At 36.5% G+C, this 22,620-nt stretch carries 15 protein-coding genes; 11 read left to right on the plus strand and 4 right to left on the minus strand.

Annotated elements, in window-relative coordinates; all coding sequences use genetic code 11:
• Window positions 1–280: 280 nt before the first annotated feature.
• From GOQ16_RS04445 to GOQ16_RS04480, 8 genes are all read left to right on the plus strand, one after another.
• Window positions 281–2,743, plus strand: a complete 2,463-nt coding sequence (locus GOQ16_RS04445) for a glycosyl hydrolase 115 family protein (protein WP_160068204.1) — start codon at window positions 281–283, stop codon at window positions 2,741–2,743.
• Window positions 2,744–2,766: 23 nt separating this feature from the next.
• Window positions 2,767–4,179 (plus strand): MFS transporter, encoded by a 1,413-nt coding sequence (locus GOQ16_RS04450; RefSeq protein WP_160068205.1) that lies wholly within the window; start codon window positions 2,767–2,769, stop codon window positions 4,177–4,179.
• A gap of 11 nt (window positions 4,180–4,190) precedes the next feature.
• On the plus strand, window positions 4,191–5,336 hold the full coding sequence (locus tag GOQ16_RS04455) for an endo-1,4-beta-xylanase (protein WP_149915262.1): 1,146 nt from the start codon (window positions 4,191–4,193) through the stop codon (window positions 5,334–5,336).
• Window positions 5,337–5,364: 28 nt separating this feature from the next.
• On the plus strand, window positions 5,365–6,330 hold the full coding sequence (locus GOQ16_RS04460; protein WP_160068206.1) for a glycoside hydrolase family 43 protein: 966 nt from the start codon (window positions 5,365–5,367) through the stop codon (window positions 6,328–6,330).
• 107 nt (window positions 6,331–6,437) lie between these two features.
• Window positions 6,438–8,483 carry an alpha-glucuronidase gene (locus GOQ16_RS04465; protein WP_160068207.1) on the plus strand — a complete coding sequence of 682 codons (2,046 nt, stop codon included), beginning with the start codon at window positions 6,438–6,440 and terminating at the stop codon, window positions 8,481–8,483.
• 7 nt (window positions 8,484–8,490) lie between these two features.
• A complete protein-coding gene (locus GOQ16_RS04470; RefSeq protein WP_160068208.1) occupies window positions 8,491–10,050 on the plus strand; it encodes a hypothetical protein in 1,560 nt (519 codons plus the stop codon).
• 3 nt (window positions 10,051–10,053) lie between these two features.
• Window positions 10,054–11,994, plus strand: coding sequence for a glycoside hydrolase family 97 protein (locus GOQ16_RS04475; protein WP_160068209.1), 1,941 nt, complete (start codon window positions 10,054–10,056; stop codon window positions 11,992–11,994).
• Window positions 11,995–12,022: 28 nt separating this feature from the next.
• A complete protein-coding gene (locus tag GOQ16_RS04480; protein ID WP_160068210.1) occupies window positions 12,023–13,750 on the plus strand; it encodes a glycoside hydrolase family 43 protein in 1,728 nt (575 codons plus the stop codon).
• Window positions 13,751–13,836: 86 nt separating this feature from the next.
• Here GOQ16_RS04480 and GOQ16_RS04485 read toward each other — a convergent pair whose 3' ends face one another.
• Together GOQ16_RS04485 and GOQ16_RS04490 are read right to left on the minus strand one after the other, a co-directional pair.
• Window positions 13,837–14,517 carry an MBL fold metallo-hydrolase gene (locus tag GOQ16_RS04485; RefSeq protein ID WP_160068211.1) on the minus strand — a complete coding sequence of 227 codons (681 nt, stop codon included), beginning with the start codon at window positions 14,515–14,517 and terminating at the stop codon, window positions 13,837–13,839.
• Window positions 14,518–14,557: 40 nt separating this feature from the next.
• On the minus strand, window positions 14,558–15,418 hold the full coding sequence (locus tag GOQ16_RS04490) for an AraC family transcriptional regulator (protein ID WP_160068212.1): 861 nt from the start codon (window positions 15,416–15,418) through the stop codon (window positions 14,558–14,560).
• A gap of 250 nt (window positions 15,419–15,668) precedes the next feature.
• On the opposite strand from GOQ16_RS04490, the gene GOQ16_RS04495 reads away from it, so the two are divergent.
• The 3 genes from GOQ16_RS04495 to GOQ16_RS04505 are packed head-to-tail and all read left to right on the plus strand — an operon-like array spanning window position 15,669 to window position 19,415.
• The gene (locus GOQ16_RS04495; RefSeq protein ID WP_160068213.1) at window positions 15,669–17,309 is read left to right on the plus strand and encodes an alpha-L-fucosidase; all 1,641 of its coding nucleotides are present in this window, start codon (window positions 15,669–15,671) and stop codon (window positions 17,307–17,309) included.
• A gap of 56 nt (window positions 17,310–17,365) precedes the next feature.
• A complete protein-coding gene (locus GOQ16_RS04500) occupies window positions 17,366–18,376 on the plus strand; it encodes an SMP-30/gluconolactonase/LRE family protein (protein WP_160068214.1) in 1,011 nt (336 codons plus the stop codon).
• 28 nt (window positions 18,377–18,404) lie between these two features.
• A complete protein-coding gene (locus GOQ16_RS04505) occupies window positions 18,405–19,415 on the plus strand; it encodes a zinc-binding alcohol dehydrogenase family protein (protein WP_160068215.1) in 1,011 nt (336 codons plus the stop codon).
• A gap of 654 nt (window positions 19,416–20,069) precedes the next feature.
• Here the strand turns inward: GOQ16_RS04505 and istB are convergent.
• Entirely contained in the window at window positions 20,070–20,807 is a 738-nt protein-coding gene (gene istB, locus GOQ16_RS04510) for an IS21-like element helper ATPase IstB (RefSeq protein WP_160068216.1), read from the minus strand.
• 20 nt (window positions 20,808–20,827) lie between these two features.
• Complete coding sequence (gene istA / locus GOQ16_RS04515; protein WP_160068217.1) at window positions 20,828–22,381, minus strand: IS21 family transposase; 1,554 nt, start codon at window positions 22,379–22,381, stop codon at window positions 20,828–20,830.
• Between the last annotated feature and the right edge of the window lie 239 nt (window positions 22,382–22,620).

A 22,620-nucleotide genomic window follows, 5' to 3' on the forward strand; every position in this document is an offset into this window, starting at 1 on the left:
GTGAAGGTTGAGGGGATTTATTTGCGCAAGCAAATATTCCCCTCTCTTCTTTTATAGACAAAAACGTTTTATTAAAACGTAAATGTTGGATTTGAGCTATCAAATCCATTTTTTAAACATTTTTATTCTTAAATAATACATATGTACCATTAGCTATTTTATTTGACTGGTACTTTTACAGTATAAACAAAGCAGGATTGCTGTAACCTTTTATAAACTGAATTTTAAAACAAACTTAATTTCCGTAGTGATCAATCTGAAATATACATTTCTATTTTGTTTGGCATTTTTTTATACAACGATAAATGCACAAACTCAATTTACGAAACAATTCATTTACACTAAATCCGAGACAGGATTTTTCCAAGTAGTGGATAAAGGAATTCCTTTGCCAATTATTTACGATGAAAAAGACTGGAAAGGTGTGGTAAGAGCGATTCGTAATTTAGAAGTAGATTTTGAGAATGTAACTACGCATAAGCCGAAAAATAAGAGTGCAAAAAAGACTATTATCATCGGAACAATTGGTCATTCAAAACATATTGATCAAATCATAAAATCAAAAAAAATTAACACCCAAGACCTTACTGGCAAGAACGAAAAATTCATAATTCAATTAATTGCTAATCCTATAGCAGGAGTTGATTCGGCTTTGGTGATTGCTGGAAGTGACAAACGCGGAACTATTTATGGTGTTTACGAATTGTCGAAGCAGATTGGTGTATCACCTTGGTACTATTGGGCGGATATTCCTGTTGAAAAACAAAGTAATATCTACTTCAAACCGGGGATGTACACTGACAATGAACCAGCGGTAAAATATCGTGGTATTTTCTTAAACGATGAATACCCTGCTTTAACACGTTGGGCGAACCACACTTTTGGGGGTTACAATAGTAAATTCTATGAAAAAGTATTTGAACTCATCCTTCGGTTAAAAGGTAATTTTCTGTGGCCAGCGATGTGGGGCAGTGCTTTTTATGATGATGATAAACTAAATGGCGCATTAGCAGATGAAATGGGCATTGTGATGAGTACATCACATCACGAACCTCTAGCTCGAGCACAAGATGAATGGAAACGATTTGGAAATAAAGGTGCTTGGGATTACAGTACGAATGAAAAAGCATTGCGTGACTTTTGGAAAGGTGGCGTAGAAAGAGCCAAAGATTGGGAAACAATCTATACTATAGCCATGCGCGGAGATGGGGATGAGCCGATGAGCGAAGAGCAAAATGTATCGCTATTGGAAAAAATTGTCAAAGACCAACGTCAAATCATTGAAGACGTTACGAAGAAAAAAGCAAGTGAAACGCCGCAGGTGTGGGCATTATACAAGGAGGTGCAAGATTACTACGATAATGGTATGCGTGTGCCAGATGATGTGACATTATTATTTTGTGATGACAACTGGGGAAATGTTAGAAAGTTGCCAGATTTGAATGGTAAGCCACGCAAAGGGGGATACGGCATGTATTATCATTTTGATTATGTTGGTGCTCCTCGTAATTCAAAATGGTTAAATGTTTCGCAAGTTTCTAGAGTTTGGGAACAAATGAATTTGACTTATGAGCATGGTGTAGATCGTATATGGGTAGTGAATGTTGGCGATTTAAAACCTCAAGAATATCCGATTTCTTTCTTTTTGGATATGGCTTGGAATCCAAAACAATTTAATCCATCTAATTTGTTTGATCATACTATTGCATGGTGTACGCAACAATTTGGAGCAGAGCATGCAAAGGAGGCGGCTCGCCTAATAGAACAATATACGAAGTTTAACCACCGCGTCACACCTGAGCTATTGGATCACAGAACTTATAGTCTTGAAAATTACAATGAATTTGAAAATGTGGTAACTGAATACAAAGAATTATTAGTTGATGCCTACAGACTTTATAATAAACTACCGAATGCCTATAAAGATGCTTTTGATCAATTGGTGTTATTCCCGATAAATGGCATGTCAAATCTTTATGATCTATATTATGCTAAAGCAAAACATGATGAGTTGTTTAAGAAAAATGATATTGCAGCGAATTATTGGGCGGATAAAGTTGTAGCTGCTTACAAACAGGATTCCTTATTAACACTTCATTTCAATACACTTTCAAATGGAAAATGGAAGCACATGATGGATCAAGTGCGCATTGGTTATAGAAGTTGGAACAATCCACCAAATAGTATTATGCCTGCTGTATCCTATATAAAACCGTCTTCAAATCCTTCGAAAATATTTGTAGAAGAAGATGGTTATGTAGCCATAGAAGCGAATAATTATTTCAAAGCCAACAATGCAGGAAATGTGAAATGGGAGGAAATTCCAAATCTTGGGAAAACAGAATCAGCTATTACTACATTCCCAATTACAGCGCCTATGGATAAAGATGTCTACTTGGAATATAAAGTAGCAATTTCTACAGCTGGAGAACATAAATTTACAGTTCTTACATCACCAACATTGAATTTTAATGCCAATAAAGGATTGCGTTATGCAATTTCGATAAACGGACAGCCCGAAGTGATCCATAATGTTAACGGACATTATAAAGGTGAGTTAGGAAGATGGCAAGCACAGCGCATCATTGAAAATACGACAACGCATAAGTTTGATTCTGCTGGTGAATACAACATTCGTATTCGTCCATTAGAACATGGCATAGTAATTCAAAAAATAATATTGGATACTGGAGGTCGTAAAAGATCTTATCTAGGTCCACCACAAAGTAAAATGAAACCATAAATTACCAATTATAAAATTGAGAAATGAATCAAGATGCACAAGTAAAAAGTGAATCAAAAGGCTTTTATAAGCTTTCGCAAATTCAAAGAATAGGTTTTGGCTCTGGGGACTTGGCCCAAAATCTAATTTACCAAACTGTGTCCATGTATTTGCTGATATTTTATACCAATGTATTTGGAATATCAGCGGCGGCTGCAGGTGTGATGTTCCTAGTTGTTCGTATTATAGACGTGATATGGGATCCAATTGTTGGTGCACTAGTAGACAAGGGAAATCCCAAAATGGGAAAATACAGATCGTATTTAGTGTTGGGAGGTATACCACTGACGGGCTTTGCGATACTATGTTTTTGGAATGGATTTTCGGGGTCATTGACTTATGCGTACATCACGTATGTAGGTTTGTCGATGCTTTACACATTGATCAATGTTCCTTACGGTGCCCTGAATGCGTCGTTGACGCGTGATACCGATGAGATTACGAAGTTGACATCGACACGTATGTTCATGGCGAATCTTGGAGGCTTGGCCGTTGGATATGGAGTGCCTATTGTCGTTCAATATTTTTCGCCAGATGGCAAAATAAATTCAAGTGCTTCTGGAGAAGCGTGGTTTATTACGATGACAATTTATGCACTTGTAGGTTTAGCATTGTTAATCTTTTGTTATACCAAAACAAAAGAGCGGGTAATCATGGACGAAAAAGATACGGAAAATGTGAAGGTATCTGATTTGTGGGTTGAATTCAAGCACAATGGTCCATTACGTGTCCTAGCATTTTTCTTCATTACCGCGTTTGCGATGATGGCTATTGGTAATTCGGCTGGATCGTATTATATGATTTATAATATTCAATCGCCAGAGATGTTACCTTATTTTATGGCATTGGGATCTATTCCCGCATTTATTTTTATGCCATTAGTTCCAGCTATAAAGAGAGCGATAGGTAAGAAACAAATGTTCTATGTTTTTCTTTCTGTTGCAATTATTGGAATGGTCATGCTCTACATTGTATCTGTAGTTCCGTCTTTGAAATCACAAATATGGCTTGTATTTGTTGCACAATTTATCAAATCAACTGGAATAATTGTGGCAACGGGATATATGTGGGCGCTCGTTCCTGAAGTAATATCATATGGCGAATATAAAACGGGTAAAAGAATATCGGGTATAGTGAATGCACTGACAGGTATATTTTACAAAGCTGGTATGGCACTGGGCGGTGTAGTACCCGGATTGGTATTAGCATACGTTGCATTTGATAAAGATAATGTATTGGAACAATCTGCATTTGCACAACAGGGCATATTGTGGTTAGTAGTCGTAATACCTGCAATTCTTCTTGTAGTGGCTATGTTTATCATATCCAAATATGAATTGGAAGATGATGTAATCGATAAAATAAATCTTGAAATAGAATCTAGAAACTCTAAATAATAACATATTACATGAATATAATAAAGACAATCCTATTGGTGAGTGTGACATCTGTATTTGTTGCATGTTCATCTACGAAGTCACAGACGGTAAATAACACTACGACTTCGAGTGGTACATTAAAAGATGCTTATAAAGGCAAATTTTATATTGGTACAGCATTAAACCTAAATCAGATTTGGGAAAGAAATGATAAGGCTAAACAAGTAATTGAGACGCATTTCAATTCTATTGTTGCGGAAAACTGTATGAAAAGTGAGAATATGCAGCCGCAAGAAGGTGTTTTCAATTTCAAAGATTCTGACAAGTTTGTCGAATATGGTGAAAAACACGGTATGCAAATTATAGGACATACGTTGATTTGGCATTCTCAGGCACCATCTTGGTTTTTCAAAGACGCGAATGGAAATGATGTGTCTAAAGAAGTTTTGATCGAACGCATGCGCAAACACATCCACGCTGTTGTTGGCAGATACAAAGGCAGAGTTCACGGCTGGGATGTTGTTAATGAAGCTATTTTGGATAATGGTGAATACCGCAAAAGTAAATTTTACCAAATAATTGGTGAGGATTTCATCAAGTTGGCATTCCAGTTTGCGCACGAAGCAGATCCAAAAACTCAATTGTATTATAATGACTATTCTACAGCGCTACCCGCAAAAAGAGAAGGAATCTACAGAGCGGTAAAAAAAGTTATTGATAGCGGTGTAAAAGTGCATGGAATAGGTATGCAAGAGCACAATGGTTTGGATTACCCTACAATTCAAGAAACTGAAAATTCAATCTTGAGATTTTCAAGTTTAGGCGTACAAGTGATGGTTACAGAAATGGAAATTTCGGTTTTGCCAAATGCGCGTCCAAACATGGGAGCTGAAATTAGCGATAGAGTAGCGTACCGCAAGGAATTGAATCCATACGTTGATGGTTTGCCAGAGGAGAAGATGAAAGAATTGGGTAACAGATATGCTGAATTCTTTTCACTTTACTTAAAGCATAAAGATAAAATTGATCGTGTAACACTTTGGGGTGTAGGTGATGGTGATTCATGGAAAAACGGATTTCCTGTACCAGGCAGAACTGATTACCCATTATTATTCGATCGTAACTATCAAGCAAAACCATTTATCCAAGATCTAATCAAATTGGGTAAGAAATAAGTATTAATATTTGAAGAGCAATTAAGAAATGAGTAAAGGAAGATATTTGTATCCAAGTGATTTTATGGCGGATCCATCTGCCCATGTATTTGATGGTAAAATATATATTTATCCGTCTCACGATTGGGAAAGTGGTGTAGAAGAAAACGATAATGGTGATCATTTTAATATGAAGGATTATCATGTTTTTTCGATGGATGATATAAATGGTGAGGTTACAGATCACGGTAAAGTGCTAGGCGTGGAAGATATCGCTTGGGCTGGACGACAATTATGGGATTCTGATGTAGCACACAAGGATGGGAAATATTACATGTATTTCTCGATGAAAGATAAAACAGATGTATTTCGTCTTGGTGTTGCGGTAAGTGATAAGCCAGAGGGACCTTTCGTACCTCAAGATGATCCGATAAGAGGAAGTTACAGTATTGATCCATGTGCATTTCAAGACGACGATGGTTCGTACTATCTTTATTTTGGAGGAATTTGGGGCGGACAGTTGCAATATTATAGAAACAATAAATTGATTGATGGCTCTGTATTACCACATTTTGATGAAGATGCATTGACAGGAAAAGTAGCAAAATTGACGGATAATATGTTGCAGTTTGCTGAAGATCCAAAAGATGTTTTGATTCTGGATGAAGATGGAAACCCACTGAAACAAGGAGATACACAAAGACGTTTTTTCGAAGCTTCGTGGATGCACAAATACAATGGAAAGTATTATTTTTCATATTCTACAGGTGATACGCATTTATTGTGTTACGCTGTCGGTGATAATCCGTATGGGCCATTCACCTACCAAGGTGTAATCTTGACGCCAGTTGTGGGTTGGACTACGCATCATAGTATTCTTAACTATCAAGATAAATGGTATTTATTCTATCACGATTCAGTTCCTTCAGGTGGTAAAACTTGGTTGAGAAGCATGAAGGTGATTGAACTGCAATATGATAATGATGGTAAGATAATTACCATCGAAGGACAATAACAATCAAAAATAAAGTAGAAAAAGTAAGTCATTCTTGCTTTTTCTACTCTTATACAATTTCACTTTCTCGACCAATAGAAAGTTAAACCTTATAATCTACCATACTTATGATTTTGCTCAGAACTAAAATTTTGTGTATTCTTTTCACGTTAATCTGCCTTTCAACATATGCTGAAGATGGAAGTTCATTGTGGTTACGCTTTGAAAAAGTATCGCCAGATATTTCTTCAAAACGCACTATTCAAACGAAATCCAAAGACGAAATTGTTCTTTTAGCGAAGAAGGAGTTGGACGAATATTGGAAAGGAAATTCGATTGAATTGGTCGTAGATCGAAAGTTGACAAGGCTTAAAGATGGTTTTAAAATTTCAAGCGCTGGCAACAAGCTACAAATTATAGGAAGTCAATCTGCAGGAATTCTATATGGTGCTTACCATTTATTGCAAAAACAAGCGGTTGGTATTGAAGTAGGGACTTATAATGTAGAAGAAATTCCATCTTATGATATTCGTATTCTAAACCATTGGGATAATCTAGATCGTACGGTAGAGCGTGGTTACGCTGGTTATTCCCTTTGGAAATGGGATGAATTACCACAAGTATTGAGTCCTCGCTACGAAGCTTACGCTAGAGCAAATGCCTCTATTGGTATTAATGCTACCGTTCTAAATAACGTGAACGCATCACCTCAAATATTGACAACCGCATATTTCGAAAAAGTAAAAGCTATTGCAAGCGTGTTTAGAAAATATGGCATTAAAGTGTATCTATCCATTAATTTTTCTTCTCCAAAAGTTATCGGTGGCTTAGAGAATTCGGATCCATTGAATAAGGACGTACAATTGTGGTGGAAGAATAAAGTAAAAGAAGTTTATCAAATCATTCCAGATTTTGGAGGATTTTTGGTTAAAGCAAATTCTGAAGGTCAGCCTGGTCCACAAGATTATGGACGTACGCATGCTGATGGCGCGAATATGCTTGCTGATGCGATTAAGCCTTATGGTGGCACAATAATGTGGCGTGCATTCGTATATAATCCTACTAAAGAAGACCGCGCTAAGCAAGCTTATCAGGAGTTTGTACCATTGGATGGGCAATTTCGAGATAATGTAATCATTCAAATTAAAAATGGACCTATAGATTTTCAACCGAGAGAGCCTTTTACGCCATTGTTTGGAGCGATGAAGAACACTGCGCAGATGATTGAATTTCAGATTACACAAGAATATTTAGGTTTTTCGAATCACTTGGCTTATTTAGCACCCTTATTCAAAGAAACATTTGACAGCGACACCTACGCAGATGGAAAGGGTTCTACCGTAGCCAAAATAACGGATGGATCACTTCGAAAAATTACTAAAACTGCTGTAGCGGGTGTTGCGAATATTGGAGAAGACACCAACTGGACAGGTCACCATTTCGGGCAAGCGAATTGGTATGCTTTCGGCAAATTAGCGTGGAATCATCAACTATCATCTGAAGAAATAGCAAAAGAATGGCTTGGATTGACTTTCACTAATGAATCCAAATTCGTGAATGAATTAACGGATTTGATGATGGCTTCGCGTGAAGCAGTAGTGAATTATATGATGCCGTTGGGCTTACATCACATTTTTGCGTTTGACCATCATTATGGACCTGAACCTTGGGGCAATATGCCGGGGGGAAGAGCCGATTGGATGCCTTGGTACTACCACAATGCGGACTCTGTTGGTGTAGGTTTTAATAGAACAACAAGTGGCAGTAATGCCATAGCACAATACAATGAACCTTTGCGCACGCAATATAATGACATCAAAGCTTGTCCTGAAAATTTATTACTCTGGTTTCATCACGTGCCGTGGAATTATAAAATGAAAAGTGGCAATACATTGTGGGATGAGCTTTGTCTGCACTATGACAAAGGTGTACAAGAGGTGAGGGATTTTCAGCGTGTATGGGATAGCATGGAATCTTATGTGGACAAAGAAAGATTCAAACACGTGCAGAGTAGATTAAAAATTCAAAGTCGTGATGCTGTTTGGTGGAAGGACGCATGTTTACTGTATTTCCAGACATTTTCAAAAATGCCAATTCCGTATCATATCGAACGTCCGGTACATGAATTAGAAGATTTAAAGAAAATAAAACTCCCTATGAAACACCATAATTAATACGATAATGCAAAGACTTAATTTCATATTTAAATTATTTATACTGTTTGCCCTAATTCTTGGCTGTTCTAAATCCGAGGATGAAACTCCTCAAGTAGATTTAAAAGTTAAAGAGGAAGAAATACTTTTGGATGCCCAGGGTGGTTCAGGCGCATTAACAATAATCTGGAGCAATACCGAATGGGAGTTAATAATCCCTTCTGAAGGATTTTTATCAGGTTTTAATTTTCTAAAGGGTGGAAGTTTTAACCACAGTAGTCAAACGCGTGTACAATTTAATTATACCGAGAATAACACCAATACGGAACGCATACAATCCATTCAACTTAAAAATATTTTATCAGGCGAATCTAAGCAAATTACTATAAAGCAGTCAACCAAACCTCCTGTAGTGTTGCAAGTAAAACCTTCTACTTCGTATCAACAGATTACGGGTTTTGGCGGTATGTTAAATCCAGCATTATGGCAAGGCGGAAATCAATTGACCGTGGCTGAAATAGACAGATTGTATGGACAAAATGGCCTCGGCTATAAAATGTTGCGAATGATGATTTATCCCAATTCAAACGATTGGAACAGGGACTTAGAAATAGCAAAAAAAGCACAATCTTTAGGCGCTAGAATATTTGCGTCACCTTGGTCTCCACCGGCACATATGAAGAGTAGTAAACAACAAGGTGGAGGTAATGGTGGTTATTTGTTGCCCGAATATTATGCGGATTATGCACAACATTTAAATGCTTTTGTAGATTACATGGCTGCAAATGGGGTGACTATTGAGGCTGTTTCTATTCAAAATGAACCAGATTGGGATCCGGAATATGATGCTTGCGTATGGACAGGACAGCAAATTTTGAATTTTATAAAAAATCACGGTAAGGACATTAAGGTAAAAGTTATTGCTGCGGAAGCAGTCAATTTCAAAAAAGAATATACAGATCCTACTTTAAATGACCCGATAGCGCGTGAACATTTGGACATTATAGGAACACACTTATACGGTGGGGGAATAGGAGATTATCCGCTAGCACGCCAACACAATAAGGAAATTTGGATGACCGAACATTTGATGAATAACAATTCAGCTAATGACTGGAGTTGGAATGACGCGCTGATATTCGCAAAAGAGCTACATGGTTGTTTGGAAGCGAATTTCAATGCCTATATCTGGTGGTACCTCAAAAGACACTACAGCATGTTGGGCGATGGTGAGTTTGGCACTGTAAAAGGAGAATTGCTTCCACGAGGATACGTTTTATCGCATTATGCACAGTATGCCACAGAGCGTAGGCGAATTGCTGTTGATAAAATAGCAAGTAATAATGATATTCTAGTAACGGCTTATGAAGGAACTTCGGATTATACATTAATCATACAAAATCAAGGTAATGCTTTGATTCCAACTGTACAATTTGAATTACCGCAAGCTTTCACGAGCGTGACTGGCGTGGAAACTACTGCTACTAAGAATATGCAAACGGCTTCCGTTAATGCTACGAAAAATAATCAAGTTGTATCATTAACGATTAATCCAAAGTCTATTTTGTCCATTAAAATTAGAAAATAGTTTATGCTAAGACTTCGTCATATATTGACTTTTATGTTGCTTGCTAGCAATTACTTGTTGATTGCGCAGGTAGCCACCGTAGAAAGTCCAAATAAGCAATTGCGTGTAGAAATACATGTTGATGCCAATAAAGCATTTTACAGTGTAACTCTTAAAGGTAAGACTATTTTAGAAAAATCACCATTAGGTTTTAAATCTAATGAAGGAGATTTTATAAGCGGTTTAGCATTCGAAAATAGTAAAAATTCGGTTGTAGAAAAGCAATATTCGCAAGATAGAATCAAGGTGTCGAACATTAGCTATCACGCTAATGCCTTGACTACCAATTTTACAAATGCAGATAAAAAATCTTTCGCTGTGATTTTTCAAGTAAGCAATAATGATATTGCATTTCGCTATGAATTACCAACTTGGAAAGAAACGCGTAGCGTTGTAATACATGCAGAGAACACGGGCTACAAATTTCCAACGAGCACAACTGCATTTATCTCTACGATGATGAAACCAATGACTGGTTTCGCGCGTACAGCTGTTAGTTATGAAAGTGGGTATAGTATTGATGCACCAATAGCTTCGGCAAAAAGTCAGTTTGGTTTTGTGTTTCCAAGTTTGTTTAAGGTTCAAGATAATGGATGGGTATTATTATCAGAGACTGGCGTGACCAGTGCGTATTGCGCTTCGCACTTAAGCGAAATTTCAGCTGATGGTGTTTTTTATGTTAATTATCCGCAGCAGGAGCAAAATAATGGATTTGGAAGTACGGGAGCTGCACTTTCCTTACCTGGTGCTACGCCGTGGAGAACAATAACTGTCGGTGACAACTTGAGTCCGATTGTCAAGACTACAATTCCTTTTGATGTAGTGGAACCATTGTATGCCCCATCACAAAACTACAAGTTTGGTAAATCTACATGGAGCTGGATTGTATGGCAAGACCAAAGTATGAACTGGAATGATCAAGTAAAATATATTGATTTGGCATCGGCTTTAAATTATCCTTATATATTAATTGATGCGCTTTGGGACACAAATATTGGAAGAGATAGGATGGAGAAATTGATTCAATATGCTAACTCCAAAAATGTAGATGTGTTTTTATGGTACAATTCCAATGGAACTTTCAACGATGCACCTCAAGGTCCTCGAAATTCTATGAGTACATCTATTGCGCGTAAAAAAGAAATGAAATGGCTTCAAAAAGTAGGTGTTAAAGGATTAAAAGTTGATTTTTTTGGTGGAGACAAGCAAGAAACCATGCGCTTGTATGAAGATATATTATCTGATGCGAATGACCATGGGTTGATGATTATATTCCATGGTGCCACATTGCCAAGAGGATGGGAAAGATTGTATCCAAATTTTGTGGGCAGTGAAGCTGTATTAGCGTCAGAAATGTTGATATTCTCGCAATATGCACGAGATAATGAAGCTGTTTTTGCGACTTTGCATCCATTCATTCGTAATGCTGTAGGCAGTATGGAATTTGGTGGCGTGTTTTTAAATGACTTTTTGACCAAAGACAACAAAACTAGAAATAAGAGACTTACCACGGATGCATTTCAAATGGCAACTGCTGTATTATTTCAAAATCCTGTGCAGCCTTTTGCATTGACTCCTAATAATTTGACCGAGGCAGAATCCTTCCTTATAGATTTCATGAAGGAAGTTCCTACTACTTGGGATGAGACATTATTCATTGATGGTTATCCAGGACAATATGCGATTTTGGGAAGAAGACACAAAGATAAATGGTACATAGCAGGTGTGAATGCCCAAAAGGAAAGTTTGAAAATCAAAATTGACATCTCCATGCTGAAAACTAAAAACCTCAACATGATCAATGATGATATCAATAAGAATCCGACAATTAAGAATATCAAATTAGATAAGAATGGGCTTTATGAAGTTACCATACAACCTAACGGAGGATTTGTAATCTATTAATTGCTTTAAACATAAAACCACTAGTTACATGAACAATTTTGGAAAATTATTGAAGACATTACCCATACTAGCGACTACTATATTTATGAGTTGCCAAGAAGGTAAAAATAAAAACACCGAATTGGGTGAGCCGCTTTTCACAAGTTTTACTTATGAAGGAAAGGATAAAATTTACGAGCAAAATCCGCTACAAGCAGGACAGTTTTACAGTCCGATATTACAAGGTTGCTATCCCGATCCCAGTATCACGCGAAAGGGAGATGATTATTACATAGTAAATTCTTCATTTGCGATGTTTCCAGGTGTGCCAATTTTCCATTCCAATGATTTGGTAAATTGGAAACAGATTGGACACGTTTTGGATCGAGAATCTCAGCTCAAAGTCTATACTTCGGGGATTAGTGAAGGCATTTATGCTCCTGTTATTCGTTACAATCCAAATAACGATACGTTCTATATGATTACCACACAATTTGCTGGTGGTATCGGCAATATGGTGGTGAAAACTAAAGATCCTAAAGAAGGAAACTGGTCTGACCCAATTAAACTTGATTTTCAAGGTATTGATCCTTCTTTATTTTTTGATGATAATGGAAAAGCTTACGTCATTCATAATGATGCACCAGATCCGGGTAAAGAATTGTATACCGGTCATCGCGTAATTAAGATATGGGATTATGATGTAGAAAAAGACCAAGTAATTGCTGGTACAGACAAAATAATTGTTGATGGCGGGGTAGATATATCCAAAAAGCCGATTTGGATCGAAGCACCACATATTTACAAAAGAAATAACAAATATTATTTGATGTGTGCGGAGGGTGGAACGGCAGATGATCACAGCGAAGTGATTTTTAGTAGTGACAATCCTCGTGGACCATATGTTCCAGCAGCAAAAAATCCTATTTTGACGCAAAGGCACTTGGACAAAAGCCGTCCGAATCCTGTAGAATGGGCTGGACATGCGGATATTGTCGAAGGTCCTGATGGCGGATTGTATAGTGTATTTTTGGCAATTCGTCCAAACGAAAAAAATCGTGTAAATACAGGACGAGAAACATTTATGTTGCCTGTTGATTGGTCTGGAGAATTTCCAGTATTTCAAGGCGGATTAGAAGTGTTGAAGCCTTCTATTCCTATGCCTTCTGGTGTAGAAAACAAAACGAATTCGGGAGATTATTTTCCAAATGGAAATTTCGTTTTTACGGATAAATTTGACGGAAATGCATTTGATCACAGATGGGTGGCATTGCGTGGCCCAAGAGAGCCTTTTTCAGAATTATCAAAAGATGGAGTAAGAATCAAACCCTTGGATGTATCTATCAAAGAAAAGAAACCAATTTCTGCCTTATTTTATAGACAACAACACAATAGTTTTGCTGCAGAGGTTGAAATGCATTATACGCCTTCTTCTGAAAAAGATTTAGCAGGTCTTACCTGTTTGCAAAGTGAAAATTTCAACTATGTGTTTGGAATTACTAAATCAGGAAATGATAACTATTTACTTTTAGCAAGAACTGAAAAAGGTGAAACTAAAGTGTTGGCTTCGAAAAAATTGGAAGATAATTCAGCCGTCAAATTACAGGTAACTGCTGATGGTGATAATTATAATTTCAATTTCTCCCAAAATGGCAAAGCATTTGAAAATTTAGGTGGTGCAGTTTCAGGTGATATTTTGTCAACAAATATTGCTGGAGGCTTTACTGGTGCGCTTATCGGTATGTACGCAACCAAAAGCAATGATATAAGTCTTTAATCATAATTATTAGTATAGTTAAGCTTGCGATTCATTTGATTCCAATTCCCCTAGGATGATTTTGAATCGCTTTTTTTGTATGGCGATTAACGTAATGGATCTAATTCTTCGATAAATTTTTCAAACTGTCTTTTCGTATTTAACAAGACTGGTCCGTGCCCAAAACAAATTACTTTGGGATGTAAGTCATAAAGTTTCTTTAAGGATTGGATATTTTGATTTTGATCTGAAGTGAAAAGGTATGGAGGCAACTGTAAACCAGGAATTGTGGTCAATAAGTTCATATTGCATAATGCATCTCCAATAATGAGTGTGCCATCATCTTCTCTAAAAAATGACAAATGCCCTGCTGAATGTCCTGGCGTTTCAATTACAATAAAATTTCCTACTATATCACCTTCTTTGAGTGTGTCTGTAACAGGATGACCTTCTCCTGCCCAATATTTTTGTTGAAATCTAGCTATTATTCCTGTAGGTGCTGGATAATCAGATACGGCTAAGCCGCTTTCTGTTCTATGCACTTCCTCCTTGTGGCAAAATAATGGAATATTAAATTCCTTACAAATTTGAGCACTACTTCCCTGATGATCAGCGTGTGCGTGCGTTAATACATGTTTAGTTATTGGTTTTTCGTGGATAGCTTTTTTAATATTATGGTAACTACATTTGATTCCTGCGTCAAATAATATTCCATCAGCAATAAAACAATTGATACTAAGCCTAGGTAAAACTGAAATCTGATAAAGTTGAGTATTGATTTTCTTCATAACATATTGTATTGGTACAATATAATGATTTCAAGTTAATTTATTGTTTTTTACGGTAAGTACTTGGGGTTTCGCCCGTTATTTTCTTAAACAACCTGATGAAATAGGAGATGTTTTCAAAGCCTAATTTATAAGCGACATTTTTTAAACTGATGTTTTCCATCAAAATAAGTAACTGTGCTTTTTCAATTTTCTTTTGATTAATGTATTTTGCAGGCGTACAACCCATTTGTTTTTTAAACAGTCTAATCAAATGATCTTTAGTCAAATTGGCCAAATCAGCTAATTCTTCAATTGCTATGGGATGCTCAATACGTTCATGAATATAGGTAATGACTTTATGGATTCTTTGATCTTGTATTTCTGTTTTAATAATCGAACAATTCAAAAATCGAGATAGTATTATATTTATGATGGATTGTGTCTCCAATTTCGAAGCATCTGAATTATTGTAATTTAATGATAAATTTTTGATGAGTTCTTGGGAATTATCATACGTTGTGGGATCATACTTCTTTAATTCCCGTTCTGGGTTTAAGGAATACAATCTTCTAATAAGCATAGCAAGTAATTCGTCAACAGGTATTTCAAAAGGGAACTTATACCTATCAAAAATGCTGGCTTTTCGGTCTAGATTTTCGTATAAGTGAATGTAGAAAATATGAAATTCACCCTCGCAATCATAACTGTGTTGAACATAGGAGGGGGTTAAATACATATGATTTTCTTGCAGATCGAAACTTTCATTGCTTAGATGAATCTTTGCTTTACCTTTGACCACAAAATGTAATCTAACAAAAGGACTACTTATGCCTTTCCAGTTCCAATCGGCATTGTGTTCAGCGTATCCAATATTTAATAAGATAAAGTCTAAATCATTAATGCTTTCTTGGGTTTTCATATGATGTAAAAGTAGGTTTATTTGTATTGGACTAATGTAATATAAAAATATTTAAAAGTCGATAAAGTACTACTAGTAGTCGATAAATTTTACATTTATACTGTTGTTTAATACTACATTTGAAAAGAGGCATCTAATAAATCCAATTATAATACGCTCAAATCATATCACTTTCTAGAGGGGTATACTTTTTACGAAGTAATATATATCTGTGTAAAGGGTGGAATTTCTTGAGTAAAAAACGATTACTATGAATAGAAGGAGTGCAATAAAATCTATCGGAGCTATAATCCCAACCTTATTTTTAAGTAAGTCATTTGCTGCTACAACCATTAGCAATTGGACAAAAGTTCCATTCAATCCGACTTGGAAATCGCTGGAAGAGTATAATGTACCAAAGTGGTTTCGTGATGCAAAATTCGGAATATGGGCGCATTGGGGACCACAATGTCAGCCCGAGCGTGGCGATTGGTATGCACGAGGAATGTATCAAGAAGGTTCTGATCAGTACAAATACCATGTCGAGAAATATGGGCACCCTTCAAAGTTTGGTTTTAAAGATGTAATCAATTTGTGGAAAGCCGAAAAATGGAATCCAGAAGAATTGATGGATCTATACAAGCGCACAGGAGCACAATATTTCATGACCTTGGCAAATCATCACGATAATTTGGATTTGTACAAGAGTAGTCACCACAAATGGAATAGTCTAAATTTTGGGCCGAAGAAAGATATTGTTGGAGGATGGGAAAAGGCTGCACGTAAACGCGGATTGCGATTTGGTGTAAGTGTTCATGCCGCACATGCATGGACTTGGTACGAGATGGCTCAGCGATCGGATAAAAATGGTCCTCTTCAAGGTGTGCCTTACGATGGAAAATTAAAAAAAGAAGATGGTAAAGGAACATGGTGGGAAGGATATGATCCACAAGAACTCTATGCGCAAAATCATGAATTGAGCAAAGACAGCTTGAATGATCACAAAGTGCACGAGCAATGGCATTGGGACGTAAATACAGGCGTTAGCGTACCAACCGATGAATATTGCAAAAATTTCAAAGATCGAACGATAGAATTAATAGATAATTATAATCCTGATGTAGTTTACTTTGACGATACGGCGTTGCCATTATGGCCTGTAAGTAATGTGGGTTTGGAAATTGCTGCCCATTACTACAATAAAAGTATCAAGGACAATAAAGGTAAGTTAGAAGCTGTCATTACCGGAAAAATACTGGATGAGCAACAGCGTAAATGTATGATCTGGGATATCGAGCGAGGTCAAAGTAACCGCATAGAACCCGAGCCCTGGCAGACATGTACCTGTATAGGATCGTGGCATTATGATCGTCGAGTATACGATAGGGGGCATTATAAGTCAGCAAAAACGGTCATCCATATGTTGGTGGATGTAGTCAGCAAAAATGGCAATCTCTTATTAAGTGTTCCAATGCGTGGAGATGGTTCTGTTGATGACAAAGCACGAGCAACGGTAGAAGGTATTGCTAACTGGATGCAGTTAAATAGTGAAGCAATCATAGGAACTAGGCCGTGGCACACCTTTGGTGAAGGCCCAGCCATAGCACATGCTCCAGAATTGCATGCTCAAGGATTCAATGAAGGTCGAGGAAAGCCGCTTGTTGCTGAAGATTTTCGTTTTACCCAAAAAGGTAAATCTCTGTATGCTTTCGTAATGGGTCAACCAGAATCAAAGCAAGTTAAAATTCAATCTTTGGGAACAACAACATCCAAAGGTTTGAAAGTTAGAAAAATTGAATTACTTGGTTATAAAAAGCCATTGGTTTTCAAACAAAATGCTGATATTTTACAGATTGAATGGCCGAAAGATGCACAGAAAAATGACATTGCTCATGTATTAAAACTTACATAATGGGACGTGAAAAAAATATTTTTCCTATCTTCATAAGATACCAAGGATAAACTACCATGAAGATCACCAGAAGATACATTATTGCATTTTTAATCTCAATGGCATTTCAAATACCTGTTTTTTCTCAGCAAATTAAGTTTGAAAAACTAGAGCTTGAAGTGTTGGATGAAAAGGTAAAAAATATTGTTAATGCCAATGCGCAGGTCGAAGTGTTGATAGAAGGACTGCGTTGGACAGAAGGACCACTTTGGGTAGAGTCAGAAAAAATGCTCTTATTCTCCGAAATTCCTTCCAATACGGTTTATAAATGGACTGAAGCAAAAGGCATGGAACTGTATTTAAATCCGAGTGGATATACCGAAACTGCAGCAGATGCTACGCGCGAACCAGGCAGCAATGGTTTGTTGTTAGACCCGAAGGGTAATTTGGTGCTTTGTCAACACGGGGATCGTCAAATGGGACGTATGAATAGCTCAATAAAATCACCTAAACCTAACTATGTGACGCTAGTAAATAGCTATGAGAAATCAAAATTGAATAGTCCAAATGATGCGGTATACCATTCCAATGGAGATTTATTTTTCACGGATCCTCCGTATGGTTTACCATCTCAAAATGATACAGATCCAGCAAAGGAGCTAGACTTTAATGGTGTTTTTGTATTCAAAAATGATGGAAAATTGAACCTTCTAACAGATAAGTTGACTAGACCAAATGGTATTGCGATTTTTCCGAAATCAAATAAAATAATTGTAAGTAATTCTGATCCACGAAGTGCGACTTGGTATGTGTTAAATGCAAACAATTTGAAACAAGAGCCAACGATTTTTTACGATGCAACGCCTTCATTGGATGGATCTCCAGGCTTACCAGATGGCCTTAAAATAACCAAAAGTAATATTGTACTGGCAAGTGGTCCTGGTGGTGTTTGGATTTTTGATGCTAATGCTAAACTTCTAGGTAAAATTAGATTCAAAAGTCCTGTTTCGAATGTCGCATTATCTGCCGATGAAAAATACATGTATCTTACAAACACAGGGCGAATTGTACGTGTAAAACTTAAATAATCAAAAATACTATAGCCATATTTATATAATGAAAACCCTTCGATGCGAAAAACCTCATAATTTTGAATACTACGAAACAGCAATACCAAAAATAAACGAAGGTGAATCCTTACTAAGAATAAGAAGAGTAGGGGTTTGCGGTACGGATATACATGCATTCGAAGGAACACAACCATATTTCAATTATCCCCGTGTTCTAGGACACGAGTTAGCAGCAGAAATCGTCGAAACTACAGACTCTAATTTTGAGATTGGAGAATATGTGACACTAATTCCTTACAAATCTTGTGGACAGTGCGTCGCTTGTAAGAGAGGTAAAGATAATTGTTGTGTCTCAATGCAGGTGTTGGGTGTGCATATTGATGGCGGAATGACAGAATATATGGTTGCGCCAAACAAATTAATTATAAAAGGGCAAGAATTGGACTTGGATGAATTGGCTTTGGTAGAGCCTTTTGCTATTAGCGCACATGCTATTAGGAGAGCTAATGTTCAGGTAGGAGAAAATATACTCGTTGTGGGGGCAGGTCCTATAGGGTTAGGACTTATAGAATTTAGTCGTATTGCTGGCGCAAATGTAATTGTGATGGATGTCAATGAGGACAGATTACAATTTTGTAGAGAGAAATTAAACGTTGCACATACGATACATGTTGGAGTCGATGAACCGCTCGAAAAGCTACAAGAAATTACGAAAGGTGAAATGCCCACAGCTATTTTTGATGCTACCGGAAATCTAAGAGCTATAGAACAATCTCTTCAATATTTGGCACATGGAGGGACTTTCGTCCTCGTCGGTATTCAAAAAAACAATTTCAGTTTTAGCCATCCAGAATTTCATAAAAGAGAGTCAACCTTAATGAGTAGTCGAAACGCAACTAAGCAAGATTTTCAATTCGTAATGGATAATATCAAATCCAAGAAAATAAACCCGTATACTTTTATCACACATCGGCTTGAATTTGAAAGCGTAGCGCAGGAATTTGACACGTTTTTTAAGCCTGAAAATAAAGTTATAAAAGCTTTAATTGAGCTTTAGAATTTATAGTAGTTAGGGTAGATTATTAAGATTTGAAATTTAGTATTCAATAATCTACCTTAATTTTCTTGCGGATTTTGTGAGCATAATTATTCCCAAAAAATAACTAGGCATTAACGCTACTGCGGTGCTTGTGAAAATGATGTTACCTATATTTTTGTTGATAATAATATTCGGTAGAGATAATACTATTCCTAATATACAGAAAGCTAATACAGCATTGAATTTCCATATTCTTATTCTCCCTCTATAGACATAGAATAATCCTATAAAAATTGGAATAAGATATAAGAGTGCATTTAAGGAAGTGTCTATTCGTATGGGCTTGACTAATTTTGTAATGATATCAGAGGTTTCAATATTATGTTTAGATGCATTATAAATGACTATTAATTCATTAATGTTGTCCCAAATGTGATAGATTATTACGCAGCAAAGGATTCCAAACGTTAACTTTCCAAGTTCGGTTTTCAAAGAATTTAGTGTTCTAATTGTGATAAGTAAAAGAGTAATTAAACTAAACAGTAGACATGTTTGCTTAATATATGTAAGAATTAAAGGAGTATGCTGTGGATATTTCGGAGGGATGATGCCAAGGGTTTCGGTCAAACCGTGCCACTTAAAAGATCATACAATTATATAAAAAAGATATTATTATTTCCGTTTCATTATTCCTTTTCTGAGAGATTCTCCTTTTAGGTCAATACGATGAGATGAGTTAACTATTCGATCTAATATCGCGTCCGCAATAGTCCCTTCTCCTCCAATTATTTCATACCAAGCTGATACAGGTATCTGAGAAGATATTATAGTTGATCTTTTTCCATGTCTGTCATCAATTATATCCATTAAAGATTCACGATCCTGATTGTCGAAAGCCTGCAAACCAAAGTCATCAAGTATAAGTAATTCAATCTTAACTAGTCTTTCCAGTTCCTTAAGATATGTACCGTCCGCTTTACTCATTTTGAGTTTTTTAATGAGTTTTGCAGTTACAGTATAAAAAGTTTTCACTCCAGTAATACAAGCTTGATGCCCTAGCGCTTGAGAAAGAAAACTTTTTCCAGTACCACAAGCACCGCATATTATGATATTTTCTTTACGTAACATAAAGTCCAATGTTCCCAGACGTGCAAACATGTTCTTGTCTAGATTTCTATCCCCAGAATAGTTAATGTCACCTAGGTTAGCATTCTGTCTAAAGCTTGCTTGTTTTAGTAATCTTTCGATCTTGTTATTTTCACGATCTTCCCATTGGTGATTGATAAGTATGGCAAGATATTCATCACAGGTAATACCTTCAAACCTGTTTTCTTTCACGTACTGTTGGTGTAATTGTGCCATAGCACTTAGGCGCATGTTACGTAACTTTTCAATTGTTTGATTATTCATTATTTTTATTTTATGGTTTATTATTCATAAGCAGAAGCACCGCGTATATTCTCATGGAAAGGAATGTGTTGTTGCATTTGTTTAATATTATCTTCAGATATAGGTATCCTGTCCATGTTATTTTTGAGAATGTTTTTCACTCTCAGGTATGAGCATGATTCTGTATCCAAGGCTCTTTTACAGGCGTTATTTAATCGCTCAGATCCATAAGCACGGTGTAATTGTATAATTCCCAGAGAGCGTTTATAGCTTATTTCAGGATAATCATGTGAGGCTAATATTTTTTCAATGCAGGCTACAACATATTCTCCATGTCTAGAAGCTTTATTTTTAAAGAATTCGGGATTCCAGTCCGAATAAAATTTGTGTGTACTACTCAGGTGGTCAGTGTTGGTGATGTAGCTTCCTTTAACAGGGTTGCGTTGGTGCAAAGCAATTCGTTCATGATAATAAAATACCTCAATCCGATTTTTGGTATAATGGATGGTCGTTTCTTTACCGATATAACGGTATGGGACACTGTAATAGCTTTTATCAGGAGAAAAACAAACATACCCCATCTTTTGCACCTTTGCTCTTTTATAATCCTTCAATTCATATGCACTCACAGGTAAGTCTTTGAGATACTGACGTTCAGAACGTTGAAAAAGTTCAATCCGACTGGATTCCTTACGTTTGAATAATAAATTGTTATAACGCTCTAACAGTACAGAAATTTCTTTATTAAGGTCCTCTAATGAGAAAAACGTCATCTCTCGAAGCGGATAATAAATACGTTGATAAGCCAGATGAACAGCATTCTCTACCAGAGCTTTATCTTGTGGAGAGTAACTACGGGTGGGGTTGATAACACAGTTGTAATGACGTGCAAAGTCTTTAAAACTACGATTAATATCTGGCTCGTATCTGCTCGACCTATTAACAGCAGACTTTAGATTGTCCGATACAATAGCTTTAGGTACACCTCCATAGAATCGCAGGGCTTCAACGCAACAAGATATTAGATCCTCACGTTTTTGACTCAAACATGCCCGAATATAAGTGTACTGACTGCATGGTAATATAGCTACAAATATTTCCACGGGGATTATCTCTCCCGTATTTTTATCAATAAGGCTTAGCTTTTTCCCAGCAAAGTCAACAAACATTTCTTCACCAGCAATGTGCTGAAGTTTCATTGAACCTTTCTCTTTTGGATATTTACGACGATAATGCTCTAGAAATTGGGTATAGCTATAAGGCTCTGCAGCAATCTCAACATATTGTTGATAGTGATATAAGAATGTAAAGCCAGGATGATTACGGGCTTTATTGACACCCTCAAAATAGAGCATGAGTTCATTGTGGCGCTTTGTATCAAGGGTGGTATGAGAAGAAAACAGTTCCGATAAAGATGCTGTGTCAAAGTGTAATAGCTCCTGAAATGAATATTCACTTCCAGCAAATAACTGCATATAAGTGTTAACTGTATTTCGGGAAATACCCAAGACAGAACCTATTTTACGGTTACTATAACCGTCCATATGTAAGGTGAGTATTTGTTTTAAGTCCATCGGATCAAGTTTGTTAGCCATATCGCTGTATTTAAAGCGACAAGGTAAGTCATTCTTAATCTTTTAAGTGGCACAAATCAAACCGTAAAAAAACGGAAGTTTGAAAAACTAAACCATTAAAGTGGCATCATTTGAACCGTAATAGCTGGCACAATCAGACCGAAATCACTGGCACGATTCAAAGGTTCTTCGTCAATTTTGGTGAAAGTATGTTAATTAATTACACTTTATGAACTAAACCTTTTTTCTTTTCAAACACA

Source organism: Sphingobacterium bovisgrunnientis (assembly GCF_009829085.1).
Taxonomy (GTDB): Bacteria; Bacteroidota; Bacteroidia; order Sphingobacteriales; family Sphingobacteriaceae; genus Sphingobacterium; species Sphingobacterium bovisgrunnientis.

Excerpts from the sequence above, each read along its gene's own strand:
- GOQ16_RS04450 (WP_160068205.1), top strand. The coding sequence starts at position 2,767 with ATGAATCAAGATGCACAAGTAAAAAGTGAATCAAAAGGCTTTTATAAG.
- GOQ16_RS04455 (WP_149915262.1), top strand. The coding sequence starts at position 4,191 with ATGAATATAATAAAGACAATCCTATTGGTGAGTGTGACATCTGTATTT.
- GOQ16_RS04460 (WP_160068206.1), top strand. The coding sequence starts at position 5,365 with ATGAGTAAAGGAAGATATTTGTATCCAAGTGATTTTATGGCGGATCCA.
- GOQ16_RS04465 (WP_160068207.1), top strand. The coding sequence starts at position 6,438 with ATGATTTTGCTCAGAACTAAAATTTTGTGTATTCTTTTCACGTTAATC.
- GOQ16_RS04470 (WP_160068208.1), top strand. The coding sequence starts at position 8,491 with ATGCAAAGACTTAATTTCATATTTAAATTATTTATACTGTTTGCCCTA.
- GOQ16_RS04475 (WP_160068209.1), top strand. The coding sequence starts at position 10,054 with ATGCTAAGACTTCGTCATATATTGACTTTTATGTTGCTTGCTAGCAAT.
- GOQ16_RS04480 (WP_160068210.1), top strand. The coding sequence starts at position 12,023 with ATGAACAATTTTGGAAAATTATTGAAGACATTACCCATACTAGCGACT.
- GOQ16_RS04485 (WP_160068211.1), bottom strand. The coding sequence starts at position 14,517 with ATGAAGAAAATCAATACTCAACTTTATCAGATTTCAGTTTTACCTAGG.
- GOQ16_RS04490 (WP_160068212.1), bottom strand. The coding sequence starts at position 15,418 with ATGAAAACCCAAGAAAGCATTAATGATTTAGACTTTATCTTATTAAAT.
- GOQ16_RS04495 (WP_160068213.1), top strand. The coding sequence starts at position 15,669 with ATGAATAGAAGGAGTGCAATAAAATCTATCGGAGCTATAATCCCAACC.
- GOQ16_RS04500 (WP_160068214.1), top strand. The coding sequence starts at position 17,366 with ATGAAGATCACCAGAAGATACATTATTGCATTTTTAATCTCAATGGCA.
- GOQ16_RS04505 (WP_160068215.1), top strand. The coding sequence starts at position 18,405 with ATGAAAACCCTTCGATGCGAAAAACCTCATAATTTTGAATACTACGAA.
- istB (WP_160068216.1), bottom strand. The coding sequence starts at position 20,807 with ATGAATAATCAAACAATTGAAAAGTTACGTAACATGCGCCTAAGTGCT.
- istA (WP_160068217.1), bottom strand. The coding sequence starts at position 22,381 with ATGGCTAACAAACTTGATCCGATGGACTTAAAACAAATACTCACCTTA.